The sequence below is a fragment of the Bradyrhizobium sp. UFLA06-06 genome (genome assembly GCF_054820065.1).
The window spans coordinates 138,544-151,876 of record NZ_JADFUD010000005.1 but is presented as its reverse complement, the minus strand read 5'-3'; the positions used below and the strand labels follow the sequence as shown (position 1 = coordinate 151,876).

Here is a 13,333-nt window from a genome sequence, read left to right as displayed (position 1 = left end):
AGCGAAGCGAAACCCATCGCCTGTGCAAAGGGGCGAGGGTGATGGATTTCGCTGCGCTCTACCCATCCTACAGATCGCGCTAACCGCCCACTTCCGCGCTGAGCATCGGCCCGAACAGCTCCCATCTCTCGCCCTTGAGTCGTCTGAGTTGCATCTGCTTGATCGGCGCGAAATCGATCGGGCTGGTGTTCATCGTGATGCCGGGAAGCAGGTTGGTGGTCCGGAAGGCCTTCAGGTTGGCGGCCTGTTTCATCACGTTGGCGCGCGTGAGATCGTCGCCACACTGCTTCAACACCTGAACCAGCGTCTGGGCGGCATTGTACCCTGTCACAATCAGGCCGTCGGCCCGATTGCCCTCGGGGAAATATTTGGAGAGATATTCGTCGAACGCCTTCATGCCGGGGTCGTCCTTCCATTGCGGATCGAGCGGATCCATCAGGTAGGCCACCGAAATGATGCCTTGCGCGTTCTCGAAGCCGGCGGGCTGGATCACGGCACCGAGCGAGGAACCGACCGAGTTGAGGATGTGCAGCGGTTTCCAGCCGATCTCGGCCGTCTTCTTGATGGCCTGCGCCGCGAATTTCGGTGTGGCTATGTCGACGAATACATCGGCATTCATCGATTTCATCTTGACGATGTGCGTGTCGATGGTCGGCTCGGCCACCTCATAGGCATCCTCGATGACGATCATCGACGCCGCCTTGTCGCCGAGGCCGTCCTTCAGGCCCTTGAGATAGTCCTTTCCATAATCGTCGTTCTGGTAGAGGACCGCGATCCTGCCGTTCGGCTTTTCCTTCAATATGTGCTTGGCGTAGATCCGTCCCTCGCTCTGATAGCTGGGCTGCCAGCCCATGGTCCACGGGAAGTTCTGCGGATCGTTCCACTTGGTGGCACCGGTTTGAATGAACAGCTGCGGTACTTTCTTCACGTTCATGTATTTCTGAATCGCGCCGTTGGATGCCGTGCCGAGAGAGGCGAAGATCAGCAGGACCTCGTCGCCTTCGACCAGCTTGCGCGCCTGCTCGACCGTCTTCGGCGGACTGTAGCTGTCGTCGTAGGAGATGAAGTTGATCTTGCGGCCGTTGATGCCGCCCTCGGCGTTGATCTTGCGGAAATAAGCCGCCTGGGCCCGGCCGCTGGTGCCATAGGCCGATGCCGGCCCGCTGTAGGGCATGATGTTGCCGATCTTGATTTCAGTATCGGTTGCGCCGGTGTCGTATTTCTTCTGGGCAAATGCGCTGCCAGCACAGACAGCGAGAATGGTGATGGCGGTCGAAAGCGCCGCCATTCGTCGAGCGACGAAAGACATCTCGTTTCTCCCCATGCAGAAAATGAATGCGTGTTTTATCGGAGGCCGCTTTTCGGGTCCTTGCCGGCAGTGAACACCCGAGCCCAGGCGTTGTCGATCCCGGAAACACAACCTTGTGTGCGGTTCGCAGCACGTCATCAGGTTCGTCAGCGTTGCTGACCGTAGTCTTCCGGGCTTCCCGCGATCAGGCCGCGCGCATCGATCGCTGCGCGCGATAGGCCTGTGGCGATGTCAGCGTGAGCTTGCGGAAGGCTTTTCGAAAGCTGCTCTCGTCCTCATAGCCGGTGGCGCGGGCGATCGCCTTGATCGGCTGCGCCGTGGTCTCCAATAGCGTGCGGGCGTGCTCGACGCGGCGGCGCATGATGAAGGCCTGCGGAGACTCGTGGGTCAGTTCGCGGAAGCGGCGGTTCAGCGTGCGTTCGCTGAGGCCGAGCGCGTGTGCGAGGCCGCGCACCGTGATCGGGGTCTTGCCGGTGCGGCGCACCAGCATGTCCGCCTTGATCAGCAGCGGATCCTGGCCGAGCATGTAGCCGAGCGGCATGAAGATCGCCTGGGTGCGCTGCGCGGTGTCGATCACCGCATAGTCGGCGCAAATTTTTGCGACCTCCGCGCCTTCGACAAGCTCGATCAGCCGCAGCAGGAGATCGACCCACGACATCGGGCCGGCGGCGCAGACCAGGCGATCGGCCTGTGTGATCACGGCATCGCCGGCGAGATCGACCCTGGGATGGCGGCGGCGAAGCTCGCTCTGCAGCCACCAGGTGATGGTGGCGCGGCGGCCGTCGAGCAGGCCGGCATTGGCGAGCAGCAGCACGCCGCTGCAGAACGCGCCGATCAAGCGGCCGCTGGCATGCTGCCGGCGCAGCCAGGCGCCGGCACGGTCATATTGCGGCTGCAGGCGCTCGGCGATGAGATGATCGACCAGGCTGCCCGGCACGATGATCGCGTCGCACGCCGTCCGTCCGCCCACCGCACCATCGACGGCGAGCAACTTGCCGCCGCCGGCGCGCACCGCCTTGCCGTCGAGCGAGAGCGTCTGCCAGCTGAAGCGCGCCTTGCCGCCGCGCAGCTGCATCACGTGGTTGGCGAGGGTGAGGATGTCGGCGATGCCGGCGACCGCCGATTGCATGCAGCCTTCCAGCGCGAGGATCGCAAGCTTCATGGGACCTCCGGAATTTGCCGTCATGCTAGCCGATCCGCGCGATCGGGCGGTGGCAGATATTGCCCGATCTCTGTCCGATCGGCCACTGCCTGATTGTGCCGTGCCGGTCCATCTTCGCTGCGTTATCACACCCTCAGCAATGGAGAGAGACCATGCCTTACGTCACCATTTCTACCGTCCGCGGCATCTTCGATGTCGCGCAGAAGCAGGCGCTGCTGGAGCGCGTCACCGATCTCATGGTCGAGATCGAGGGGCAGGGCAACCCGGACTTCCGCCGCAACGTCTGGGTCAAGATCGAGGAGGGCGAGCCGGCGAGCTGGTCGCTCGGCGGGATGATCCCGACGCCGGACATGATCGCGGGCAAATTCGGCGCGCTCGACGCCGGCGGACGGCGGCTCGCCAAGGCGAAGGTGTAACCACCCTTCGTAGGATGGGTAGAGCGAAGCGAAACCCATCGCGCCGGTGCAAGCTTCGAGATGTTGGGTTTTGCTTCGCTCTACCCATCCTACGGATCGCGCGCGACGGCGACACCCCGCAAAACAAAAGGCGCTTCCCGTGGAAGCGCCTTTCGCATTTCGTCGGTGCCGTAAAACTTACAGCGAGTAGTACATCTCGAACTCGACCGGGTGCGGGGTCATTTCGAAACGCGCGACCTCGGTCATCTTCAGCTCGATATAGGCGTCGATGAAGTCGTCGTCGAACACGCCGCCGTTCTTGAGGAACGCGCGGTCCTTGTCGAGGCTCTCGAGCGCCTCGCGGAGCGAGCCGCAGACGGTCGGGATCTGCTTCAGCTCTTCCTTCGGCAGATCGTAGAGGTCCTTGTCCATCGCCGGACCCGGATCGATCTTGTTCTTGATGCCGTCGAGGCCGGCCATCAGCATCGCGGCGAAGCCGAGATAGGGGTTGGCCATCGGGTCGGGGAAACGCACCTCGACGCGCTTGGCCTTCGGGTTCGCCGTGTAGGGGATTCGGCAGGCCGCCGAGCGGTTGCGCGCGGAATAGGCGAGCAGCACGGGGGCTTCATAGCCCGGGACCAGACGTTTGTAGGAGTTGGTCGACGGGTTGGTGAAGGCGTTGATCGCCTTGGCGTGCTTGATGACGCCGCCGATGTAGTGCAGGCAGGTCTCCGACAGGTCGGCGTATTTGTTGCCGGCGAAGGTCGGCTTGCCGTCCTTCCAGATCGACTGGTGGACGTGCATGCCCGAGCCGTTGTCGCCATAGACCGGCTTCGGCATGAAGGTGGCGGTCTTGCCGTAGATGTGGGCGACCTGGTGGATGCAGTACTTGTAGATCTGCATATGGTCGGCCATCAGCGTCAGGGTGTCGAACTTCATGCCGAGCTCGTGCTGGGCCGAAGCGACTTCGTGGTGATGCTTCTCGACCTTGACGCCCATCTTGGCCATTGCGCCGAGCATCTCCGAGCGCATGTCCTGCACCGAGTCCTGCGGCGGCACCGGGAAGTAGCCGGCCTTGGTGCGGATGCGGTGGCCGAGGTTGCCGCCCTCATATTCGGTCGCCGAGTTGATCGGCAGCTCGGAGGAGTCGAGGCGGAAGCCGGTGTTGTAGGGCTCGGCCGAATAGCGCACGTCGTCGAACACGAAGAACTCGGCCTCGGGACCGACGAACACGGTGTCGCCCACGCCCATCGACTTCACCATCGCCTCGGCCTTCTTGGCGATGCCGCGGGGATCGCGGTTGTAGGGCTCGCCGGTGGTCGGCTCGAGCACGTCGCAGGTGATGACCATGGTGGTCTCGGCGAAGAACGGGTCGATCGTCGCGGTGACCGGGTCGGGCATCAGGCACATGTCGGATTCATTGATCGCCTTCCAGCCGGCGATCGACGAACCGTCGAACATCGTTCCCTCGGCGAAGATGTCATCGTCGATCATGCTGACGTCGAAGGTGACGTGCTGCCACTTGCCGCGCGGATCGGTGAAGCGCAGGTCGACGTATTTGACGTCGTTGTCCTTGATCGATTTCAGGACGTCTTTGGCGGTCTTCATGAATACCCCTTATGGATGTGCGGGTCGGTTTCCAGCGGAGAGCGACGTTATTCCCGCTTTTGGCGAGTTCGTGTGACTGCACAAACGAAATCAGGCTGCCGAAGCAGCCTTTTTTCTCTTTTGCCGTCAGAAAATCCGGATAGCACCGCCCTTAAATAGCGTCCAGCCCGGATTCGCCGGTCCGGATGCGGATGGCTTCCTCGATGTTGGAGACGAAGATCTTGCCGTCGCCGATCCGGCCGGTCTGCGCCGCGCGGCGGATCGCGTCGATCGCCTTCTCGACCAGGTCGTCGCCGATGACGATCTCGATCTTCACCTTGGGCAGGAAGTCGACGATGTATTCCGCACCGCGATAGAGTTCGGCATGGCCCTTCTGGCGGCCAAATCCCTTGGCCTCGGTGACGGTGATGCCTTGCAGTCCGACTTCCTGGAGCGCTTCTTTCACCTCGTCGAGCTTGAAGGGCTTGATGATGGCTTCAATCTTCTTCACTGAGCGCCTCCCGGGCATTGCAGATTGCAGGGTCGAGTTCGATGCGCGTGGGGCGCAGTCTGGTTGGTCTTAAGGCTTCCGGCCGGTTGCCGGAAACACGCGCAATGGTCGCATGGAGCGGCCTTGCGCGCGGCTTCCTCAAAAGCAGGGTCTATGCCAAGTTGTTAAGGTCCCCGATTTCGGAATGTTATCAGCCTTTTAACAGGCAATCGGCTGATATCGAACCACATGGGCTATGATATCCAAGCCTAACAAATAGGCAAATAGATCAATCCGTATGCAGTCGGCCAGTAGAAACCCCGCGAACGTCACAGGAATTGCCTCTCGAAAAGGCGAAGCGATTGAGGATTCGGCATGGACGTTCTGACCACCACCGAGATGGAACGCGCCGACCGGCTGACCATCGCAGCCGGAACGCCGGGCTTCGCGCTGATGATGAGCGCCGGCCAGGCCGTCGCGGAAGCCGCGATGGACCTCGTCGAGGAGGGCCCGATCGTGGTGGTCGCCGGCCGCGGCAACAATGGCGGCGACGGCTTCGTTGCGGCCGCAGAGCTTGCCGCGCGCGGCCGCGAGGTCTCGGTGATCCTGCTCTGCGAGCGCGACAGCCTGCAGGGCGACGCGGCGCTGGCGGCGAAGGGCTGGAAATATCCGGTGCTGCCGTTCAACCCGCAGGCACTCGGCAGGCCGGCGCTGATCATCGACGCGCTGTTCGGTGCCGGCCTCAACCGGCCGGTGAAGGGCGATCCGCTGGAGATGATCGCGGCCATCAATGCCAACGGTACGCCGGTGCTGGCGGTCGACCTGCCGAGCGGCATCAACGGCACATCAGGCGCCGTGATGGGCGCGGCCGTGCAGGCAACCGAGACCGTCACCTTCTTCCGCAAGAAGCCCGCGCATCTGTTGCTGCCGGGCCGGATGTATTGCGGCCGGGTGCGCGTTGCCGACATCGGCATCGCCGCGCAGGTGCTCGACGAGATCAAGCCGCTGACCGCGGAGAACTTGCCGGAGGCCTGGCGCTGGTCGTTTCCGGTGCCGCGGATCGACGGCCACAAATACGCGCGGGGGCATGCCGTCGTGGTCTCGGGCGATCTCGCCTCGACCGGGGCGGCACGGCTCGCCGCGCGCGCGGCGCTGCGCGCCGGCGCCGGCCTCGTGACGCTGGCCTCGCCGCGCGATGCGCTTGCCGTCAATGCCGCGGCGCTGACCGCGGTGATGGTGCGCGCGGTCGACAACCCGATCCAGTTCGCCGAGTTGCTCGGCGACAAGCGCCTCAATGCCTGCGTGATCGGTCCCGGCGCCGGGGTCAGCGCGCGGACCCGTGACTTCGTCCACACCGCGCTGTCGGCGCAGCGGCATCTGGTGCTCGACGCCGACGCGCTGACCAGCTTTGCCGGCGCGCCGGACCGGCTGTTCGAGGCGATCAAGGCATGCGACGGTCAGCAGGTGGTGTTGACGCCGCATGAGGGCGAGTTTCCGCGGCTGTTCAGCGATATTTCGAACAAGCATCCAGGCCGTTCCAAGCTCGAGCGCGTGCGCGCGGCGGCTGAGCGCTCCGGCGCGGTGGTGCTGCTGAAGGGCGCCGACACGGTGATCGCGTCTCCCGACGGCCGCGCCACCGTCGCCGCCAACGCGCCGCCGTGGCTCGCCACCGCCGGCGCCGGCGACGTGCTGTCAGGCATCATCGCGGGTTTCCTGGCGCAGGGCGTCGCGGCCTTCGAGGCGGCCAGCATCGCCGTCTGGATGCACGGCGAGAGCGCGAGCGAGGCGGGCCCCGGCCTGATCGCGGAAGATCTCACCGAAGTGCTGCCCGCCGTGTTCCGCCGCCTCTATGACGAGTTCGGGGTTGAGTATTAGGCGGCTCACGCTGGCCGACATGGATGCCGCCGCGCGCGTGCATCGCGCGGCGTTCGATCAGGCGCTGCCGTGGCTCGCCGGTCTGCACACGCCCGACGACGATCGCTGGTTCTACCGCGAGCGGATGTTTGCGACCTGCACGCTATGGGGGGCGTTCGACGGCACGGCGATGCGGGGCGTGATTGCGTTTCATGACGACTGGATCGAGCAGCTCTATGTGCTGCCGGACGCGCAGGGCCGCGGCATCGGCGGCGCGCTGCTCGAGATCGCAAGGCAAGACGCGGAGGACCGGCTGCAGCTCTGGACGTTTCAACGCAACGCCCGCGCGCGCCGCTTCTACGAGACGCGCGGTTTTGTCGCGGTTGAGGAGACCGACGGCAGCGACAACGAGGAGAGGGAGCCGGGCGTGCGCTATCGCTGGACGCGCGGGCCGGCGGGTGAGTGATTTTGACCGGAGTAGCTGACCGCGGCAGGCCCGGGGATAGGACCGGGCTCGCGGCAAGACGAAATATCGTCTGGCTATCCGCCACCTTTTGAGCACTTAATGCCTGTATCGACCAGCGAATGTACCCTTGAGCCTTGAGGTTTTGTGGTACGGACCGGAGCAACATGACGAGTCCCTGCCGCGTCCTCATGATCTATCCGAAGTTCGTTCCGGATTCTTTCTGGAACTATACGGAGGCTTGCGAACTCGTCGGCGCGAAGTATCCGGCGGCGCCACTCGGACTGATCACCGTGGCCGCCATGCTGCCGAAGCACTGGGAGATTCGCCTCGTCAACCGTAACACCGAGCCTTCGACGGACGCGGACCTCGACTGGGCCGATCTCGTCATGATCGGCGGTATGCTCAACCAGCAGCCTGATTTTCTCCACCTGATCGATCTCGCCCACCGGCGCGGCAAGCCGGTATGTGTCGGCGGGCCCGACGTCTCCTCCAGCCCGCACCTCTACGCGGATGCGGACTTCCAGGTGATCGGCGAGGCCGAGCACATCATCGAGGAATTCATCGCCGCTTGGGAACGCGGTGAGCGCAAGGGCGTGTTCACCGCCGAGAAATTCAAGATCGACGTCACGCTAAGCCCGATGCCCCGCTACGATCTGATCAAGTTCGAGCATTATCTCTTCATTGGCGTGCAGTATTCGCGCGGCTGCCCGTTTACCTGCGAGTTCTGCGATATTATCGAGCTGTACGGGCGCGTGCCGCGTACCAAAACTCCCGATCAGATTCTCGCCGAGCTGCAAGCGCTCTACGATCATGGTTATCGAGGGCATGTCGATTTCGTCGACGACAATTTCATCGGCAACAAGAAAAACCTCCGAGTCTTGCTGCCGCGGCTCAAAGCCTGGCTGGAAGAGCGGGACTATCCGTTCGAATTCTCGACCGAAGCCTCGATCAATATCGCTGACGACAGCGAACTGCTGCAGGCAATGAAGGACGCCAACTTCTTCGGCATTTTCGTCGGCATTGAGAGTCCGGATCCAGAGACCCTCGTGCAGATGAAGAAAAAGCAGAACACCAGGCGCAACATCGCCGAGAGCGTTCACAAGATCTATGACTACGGCATGTTCGTCACCGCGGGTTTCATCGTCGGGTTCGATACCGAGAAAGTCTCGATGGCACAGGCGATGATCGACTTCATCGAGGAGGCGAGCATTCCAGTCTGCATGGTTGGACTGCTCTATGCGCTGCCTGGCACACAGCTGACGCGGCGGCTGGCCCAGGAGGGCCGACTGCACGAGGGCCATGATCTTATGAAGGTCGAGCAGGCGGGCGACCAATGCACGCTGGGCTGCAATTTCGACACCAAGCGTCCGCTTCGTGACATCCTCACGGATTACAAGGCGGTGCTCGGGCACGTGTACAGCCCGACGGAATATGCAGGACGGCTGTCGCGGCTTGCCGCCATGCTCGACCGGTCGGACCGGCGCCGCGACCTGCCGGATGGCGACATGCGCAAGAGACTTGGCGGCATCGAAGGCGTACACAAGATCATAAGTGCCCTGCCGGAGGTTCGCGAGCCGTTCTGGAAGGTCTTCGTCGAGGTCGCCAAGTCCAATCCAGGCGCGCTGCGCTACATCGTGATGCTGATGGCGCTGTACTTGCACTTCGGGCCGTTCTCGAAATACGTGATCGGTGTGATTGAACGCCGGATTGCCGAGTTGGACGGTACACCTCCGGTGAAGGCCAGGGCGCTTGTGCAATGAGTTCATCTAGTCTGCCGGTTGATGGACGGCAAAGTTCGCTACAGCTTCGGTTCTGATTGGATCAGGACTGAAGCTCTGGCTTCTTGTTCGAACGGCTGACGCCACTCAGGCAACGTCGGTGGAGAGCGAAACGCCCTTCCACGCGTCGAATTCGGCCCGCTGCAGTTTGATTTTGTCCTCGACCAGCCGCACGGCACCGCTGCCGAGCAGCAGATGCGCCGGTGGATCGGCCGACATTGCGAGCTTCAGCATCGCCTGCGCGGCCTCTTTGGGATCGCCAACCTGCCGGCCACTCATTTCCATGCGGCGCTAGCGGATTGGATCGATGACAGCGTCATAGTCCGCGATCGACGTTATGTTTTTGCCCAAGGCGAACTGGGGATTGCCGGACCTTTCGGCATTGATCGGCTGAACTGAACAACTCGTTAGATATTTGCGTTTCCGCGATCGGTTCGACTGACCTATAGGATCGGCATCCTTGTCACTTGCGCGGAACAGTCAGATGATCGCACCGAGCAGCCAGCTCTCTACCGCCGCACGGACCGCCGGCGCGCTTCACCACGACGTCGACCCCGCGTCCTATCGCGCGGCGATGCGCCACCACGCCGGCGCGGTGACGATCCTGTCGGCGGGCGGGCCGGGCGACAGAACGGGCATGACGGCGACGTCGGTCTGTTCGCTGTCGGACACGCCACCGCGGCTGATCGCCTGCGTCAACCGTTCGGCGAGCGCGCATGGCCTGATCCGGCGCACCGCCGCGTTCGGCGTCAACATGCTGCACGCCGACCAAGCCGAGCTGGCCAACGTGTTCGCCGGCCGCCGCGGCATCGAGCGGGACGATCGGTTTTCCGACGCCGACGGCTGGCTGTCGCTTGCGACCGGCGCGCCGATCCTTAAGGGTGCGCTGATCGGGCTCGACTGCGAGCTGATCGACGAGCATGCGCACGACACGCATTCGATCTTCGTCGGCGCGGTCCGCGCGATGCATCTACGTGAGGGGGAGACGCCGCTGATCTATTTTGGCGGCGCGTTCTGCGGGGTGGCCCGGCAGACCTAAGGGCGCGGCTTGAGGAATTTGTGAATCACTGATGTCAGCGCGCCGGCGGCCGGCGAGAACGATTGTCCGCGCAGCGAGACGATGCAGACCGTGCGCTCCAGCGTCGGATTGACGATCGGCAGCGCCTGCATCGTCTTCCTGATCGGCCGCGGCAAGGCGACCTTCGGCAGGATGCCGACGCCGAGGCCGGCGCCGGCCAGCGCGGCCAGCGTGTAGCTGTGCTCGACCTCGAACTTGATCTTCATCTGCAGATTGCGCGTGGCGAGCGCGCGCTCCAGCATCGAGCGCAGCGCCGCCGATTTTGAGTTGAGCAGGATCGGGTAGGCGGACAGCTCGGTCAGGTCGACCGCGCTGCGCTTGCGAAACGGAAACGCCTTGGTCGCCAGCGCATAGATCGGGTCGTTGAACAGCGGCGCAAACTGAAACTCGGTCGAGCCGTCCATCTCCGGCCCGATGCCGAAATCCGCCTCGCGGCGGCGCAGGCAGTCCAGCATGTCCTCGGCCGCAAGCTCGCGCAGATTGATGTTGATGCCGGGATAGCTCGCCTGGAAGGCATGCAGCGCCTGCGGCAGGATGGTCGCGGCAATGGTCGGAACGCAGGCCAGCGACAGCGTGCCGCGCTGGATGTCGATGACCTCGCGGATCTCGCGCAGGCCGTTCTCCCATTCGCCGAGCGCACGCCGCGCGTGCGTCAGCAATTGCAGTCCCTCGGCGGTCAACTCGACGCGCCGCGTGGTGCGATGAAACAGGGCGGCGCCGACCTGGTCCTCCAGCAGCTTGATCTGCATGCTGACCGCGGATTGCGAGCGATTGAGCTGCTCGGAGGCCTGGCGAAAGCTCTTGTTCTCGGCGACCGCGATGAACATGTGCAGCAGCTTGAAATTGATCTGCGACATCGTTTTGCCCTGCAGGGGATCGTCCCGAAGAACTGAACAGTTCTTAAGATAATCTCGTTAGAAAGATCAGTGTCGGACATCTAGCATGATTGTGTTGGCCGCGGGAGACGATCCTGCGGCGCGATGCAGAAAAGATGCTTCATGTCCTTCACCGTCACCAAGCCGCGCACCCGCCGCGTCCAGCGTTCCGAACTCGCGGTTCCCGCGACCTCGACCCATTTCTTCGAACGCGCCGCGAGTAGCGCCGCCGATTTCATCTTCCTCGATCTGGAGGACGCGGTTGCGCCGCCGCGAAAGGTGGAGGCGCGCGAGATCGCGATCGAGGCGCTGAACCGGATGGATTGGGGCAACAAGACGCTGGCGGTGCGGATCAACGGCCTCGACACCGAATGGGCGCATCGCGACATCATCGAGATTGTCAGCCGCGCGCCGCGCCTCGACCTCGTCATGGTGCCGAAGGTCGGCACCGCATTCGACGTCCGTTTCGTCGATGCGCTGCTGACGGGGCTCGAGCGCGAGTTCCCGCGCGCAAGGCCGCTGGGCATCGAGATCCTGATCGAGACCACGCTTGGGCTCGCCAATGTCGAGGACATCGTGGAGGCGTCGGAGCGGTTGGAGGCTGTGATCTTCGGCATCGGCGATTACTCGATCGACCTGCGCACCTGCGGCGAGATTATCGGCGCCTCCGATCCGCGCTATGCCGTGCTCACCGATGCGGACGAGGGCGGCGCGCGCCGCGTGCACTGGAACGACCAGTGGCACTTCGCGCTCGCCCGGATTGCCAATGCCTGCCGCGCCCACGGCCTGCGTGCGATCGACGGCCCCTATGCCAATTTCGGCGATGCCGCGGGCTTTCGCGCCAGTGCGGCGCGGGCGGCCGCGCTCGGCTTCGAGGGCAAATGGGCGATCCATCCCTCGCAGCTCGAGACCGCCAACGAGGTGTTCTCGCCGACCGCGCGCGAGACCGGCTGGGCGCGCGAGATCACGGCCAAGATTCAATCCGCCAGCGCCGGCGGCGACGGCGCCTTCGGGCAGGACGGGGTGTTGATAGATCTTGCGGTGCTCAAGCGCGCGCAGGCGATCATCGACCGCCATGACGCAATTCAGGCGGCGGGCAGGGCAGGAGCGCGCGATGTCGCATGAACCACCGCTTGCCGGAATTCGCGTGCTCGACATCGCGACCTTCGTGGCGGCGCCGTTCTGCGGGACGGTGCTGTCCGACTTCGGCGCCGAGGTGATCAAGATCGAGCAGCCGGGCGTCGGCGATCCCTTGCGCCGGTTCGGTACGCCGAGCGACTGCGGCGACACCTATGTCTGGCTCAGCGAAGCCCGCAACAAGAAGTCGGTGACGCTCGATCTGCGCAGCGAGCGGGGCGCCGCGCTGTTTCGCGAGCTGGTCCGCCAATCCCACGTGGTGCTGGAGAACTTCCGGCCGGGCACGCTGGAGAAATGGGAGCTCGGCTTCGAGGCGCTGCGCGAGATCAACCCAAAACTCGTGATGCTGCGCATCAGCGCCTATGGGCAGGATGGCCCGCTGCGCGACAAGCCGGGCTTTGCCCGGATCGCGCACGGCTTCAGCGGGCTCGCCTATCTTGCCGGCGAGGCGGGACGGGCGCCGGTGATGCCGGGATCGACCTCGCTCGCCGATTATATTTCCGGGCTCTGGGGCGCGCTCGGCGTGCTGCTGGCGCTGCGCCATGCCGAAGCCACCGGACACGGGCAGGTGGTCGATATCGGGCTCTATGAATCGGTGTTTCGGCTGCTTGATGAAATGGCGACCGTGTTCGCCAAGACCGGCTTCGTCCGCGAACGCCTCGGCGCCGACACGGTCAATGTCGTGCCGCACAGCCATTACCAGACCGCCGACGGCAAATGGGTGGCGCTGGCCTGTTCGAGCGACAAGATGTTCGAGCGCCTGGCGCAGGCGATGCAGCGGCCGGATCTCGCGACCGACCCGCGCTATGCAGCCATGGCCGGCCGCCTGGCGCGGCGCGAGGAGGTCAACGGGATGGTCGCCGACTGGATCGGCTCCATGCCGCTGGAGGCGGCGCTTGCCGAATGCGAGCGCTACGACGTGCCCTGCGGGCCGATCTACAGCGTTGCGGACATCTTCGCCGACCCGCAATACCGCGCTCGCGGCAACATCGCCGAGGTGCCCTCCCGCGCCGGCCCGATCGCGGTGCCTAGTGCGATCCCAAAAATGTCGCGCACGCCGCCCCAGTTCCGGCACGCCGGCGTCGCGCTCGGCGCCCACACCGACGACGTCCTGACCTCGCTTGCCGGCGCAACCGCGGCGGCGCTCGCCGCGCTGCGCAGCGACGGGGTGATCTGACATGCCCCAATTCTCCCGCGGCCAC

Annotated in this window: 13 protein-coding genes; 7 read left to right on the top strand and 6 right to left on the bottom strand. The window is 64.2% G+C overall.

Translation table 11 applies throughout. The annotated features are described in order from the left end of the window. Positions 1-79: 79 nt before the first annotated feature. Positions 80-1,309 (bottom strand): ABC transporter substrate-binding protein, encoded by a 1,230-nt coding sequence (locus tag IF803_RS06310; RefSeq protein WP_259243111.1) that lies wholly within the window; start codon positions 1,307-1,309, stop codon positions 80-82. Positions 1,310-1,493: 184 nt separating this feature from the next. After that, positions 1,494-2,471, bottom strand: coding sequence for a GlxA family transcriptional regulator (locus IF803_RS06305; RefSeq protein WP_461191611.1), 978 nt, complete (start codon positions 2,469-2,471; stop codon positions 1,494-1,496). A gap of 152 nt (positions 2,472-2,623) precedes the next feature. On the opposite strand from IF803_RS06305, the gene IF803_RS06300 reads away from it, so the two are divergent. After that, on the top strand, positions 2,624-2,887 hold the full coding sequence (locus IF803_RS06300; RefSeq protein ID WP_168855915.1) for a tautomerase family protein: 264 nt from the start codon (positions 2,624-2,626) through the stop codon (positions 2,885-2,887). Positions 2,888-3,064: 177 nt separating this feature from the next. On the opposite strand, the gene glnA is transcribed toward IF803_RS06300, so the two are convergent. After that, positions 3,065-4,474 (bottom strand): type I glutamate--ammonia ligase, encoded by a 1,410-nt coding sequence (gene glnA, locus IF803_RS06295; RefSeq protein WP_028333940.1) that lies wholly within the window; start codon positions 4,472-4,474, stop codon positions 3,065-3,067. Positions 4,475-4,625: 151 nt separating this feature from the next. Continuing rightward, the gene (locus IF803_RS06290; protein ID WP_011441447.1) at positions 4,626-4,964 is read right to left on the bottom strand and encodes a P-II family nitrogen regulator; all 339 of its coding nucleotides are present in this window, start codon (positions 4,962-4,964) and stop codon (positions 4,626-4,628) included. A gap of 354 nt (positions 4,965-5,318) precedes the next feature. Here IF803_RS06290 and IF803_RS06285 point away from each other — a divergent pair, with 354 nt between their 5' ends. The 3 genes from IF803_RS06285 to IF803_RS06275 all read left to right on the top strand — a co-directional run bounded on the left by IF803_RS06285 (position 5,319) and on the right by IF803_RS06275 (position 9,023). Then, positions 5,319-6,818: an NAD(P)H-hydrate dehydratase gene (locus IF803_RS06285; RefSeq protein ID WP_461191610.1), complete on the top strand. Its 1,500-nt coding sequence runs from the start codon at positions 5,319-5,321 to the stop codon at positions 6,816-6,818. Then, positions 6,793-7,263, top strand: coding sequence for a GNAT family N-acetyltransferase (locus IF803_RS06280; protein WP_461191609.1), 471 nt, complete (start codon positions 6,793-6,795; stop codon positions 7,261-7,263). The genes IF803_RS06285 and IF803_RS06280 overlap by 26 nt, the downstream gene beginning before the upstream one ends. Positions 7,264-7,427: 164 nt before the next feature. Continuing rightward, entirely contained in the window at positions 7,428-9,023 is a 1,596-nt protein-coding gene (locus tag IF803_RS06275; protein ID WP_461191608.1) for a B12-binding domain-containing radical SAM protein, read from the top strand. A 105-nt stretch (positions 9,024-9,128) separates the two neighbouring features. On the opposite strand, the gene IF803_RS06270 is transcribed toward IF803_RS06275, so the two are convergent. Further along, positions 9,129-9,275: a hypothetical protein gene (locus tag IF803_RS06270; protein WP_155258431.1), complete on the bottom strand. Its 147-nt coding sequence runs from the start codon at positions 9,273-9,275 to the stop codon at positions 9,129-9,131. 250 nt (positions 9,276-9,525) lie between these two features. Between IF803_RS06270 and IF803_RS06265 the strand changes: the two genes are divergently transcribed. After that, positions 9,526-10,080, top strand: a complete 555-nt coding sequence (locus tag IF803_RS06265) for a flavin reductase family protein (protein ID WP_028340162.1) — start codon at positions 9,526-9,528, stop codon at positions 10,078-10,080. Here IF803_RS06265 and IF803_RS06260 read toward each other — a convergent pair. After that, positions 10,077-10,976 carry a LysR family transcriptional regulator gene (locus IF803_RS06260; protein WP_028340161.1) on the bottom strand — a complete coding sequence of 300 codons (900 nt, stop codon included), beginning with the start codon at positions 10,974-10,976 and terminating at the stop codon, positions 10,077-10,079. The genes IF803_RS06265 and IF803_RS06260 overlap by 4 nt on opposite strands. 141 nt (positions 10,977-11,117) lie before the next feature. Here IF803_RS06260 and IF803_RS06255 point away from each other — a divergent pair, with 141 nt between their 5' ends. Further along, positions 11,118-12,119, top strand: coding sequence for an HpcH/HpaI aldolase/citrate lyase family protein (locus IF803_RS06255; RefSeq protein ID WP_461191607.1), 1,002 nt, complete (start codon positions 11,118-11,120; stop codon positions 12,117-12,119). After that, positions 12,109-13,308, top strand: a complete 1,200-nt coding sequence (locus tag IF803_RS06250; protein WP_461191606.1) for a CaiB/BaiF CoA transferase family protein — start codon at positions 12,109-12,111, stop codon at positions 13,306-13,308. The genes IF803_RS06255 and IF803_RS06250 overlap by 11 nt, the downstream gene beginning before the upstream one ends. The last annotated feature ends 25 nt before the right edge of the window (positions 13,309-13,333 follow it).

Excerpts from the sequence above, each read along its gene's own strand:
- IF803_RS06310 (WP_259243111.1), bottom strand. The coding sequence starts at position 1,309 with ATGTCTTTCGTCGCTCGACGAATGGCGGCGCTTTCGACCGCCATCACC.
- IF803_RS06305 (WP_461191611.1), bottom strand. The coding sequence starts at position 2,471 with ATGAAGCTTGCGATCCTCGCGCTGGAAGGCTGCATGCAATCGGCGGTC.
- IF803_RS06300 (WP_168855915.1), top strand. The coding sequence starts at position 2,624 with ATGCCTTACGTCACCATTTCTACCGTCCGCGGCATCTTCGATGTCGCG.
- glnA (WP_028333940.1), bottom strand. The coding sequence starts at position 4,474 with ATGAAGACCGCCAAAGACGTCCTGAAATCGATCAAGGACAACGACGTC.
- IF803_RS06285 (WP_461191610.1), top strand. The coding sequence starts at position 5,319 with ATGGACGTTCTGACCACCACCGAGATGGAACGCGCCGACCGGCTGACC.
- IF803_RS06280 (WP_461191609.1), top strand. The coding sequence starts at position 6,793 with ATGACGAGTTCGGGGTTGAGTATTAGGCGGCTCACGCTGGCCGACATG.
- IF803_RS06275 (WP_461191608.1), top strand. The coding sequence starts at position 7,428 with ATGACGAGTCCCTGCCGCGTCCTCATGATCTATCCGAAGTTCGTTCCG.
- IF803_RS06270 (WP_155258431.1), bottom strand. The coding sequence starts at position 9,275 with ATGCTGAAGCTCGCAATGTCGGCCGATCCACCGGCGCATCTGCTGCTC.
- IF803_RS06265 (WP_028340162.1), top strand. The coding sequence starts at position 9,526 with ATGATCGCACCGAGCAGCCAGCTCTCTACCGCCGCACGGACCGCCGGC.
- IF803_RS06260 (WP_028340161.1), bottom strand. The coding sequence starts at position 10,976 with ATGTCGCAGATCAATTTCAAGCTGCTGCACATGTTCATCGCGGTCGCC.
- IF803_RS06255 (WP_461191607.1), top strand. The coding sequence starts at position 11,118 with ATGTCCTTCACCGTCACCAAGCCGCGCACCCGCCGCGTCCAGCGTTCC.
- IF803_RS06250 (WP_461191606.1), top strand. The coding sequence starts at position 12,109 with ATGTCGCATGAACCACCGCTTGCCGGAATTCGCGTGCTCGACATCGCG.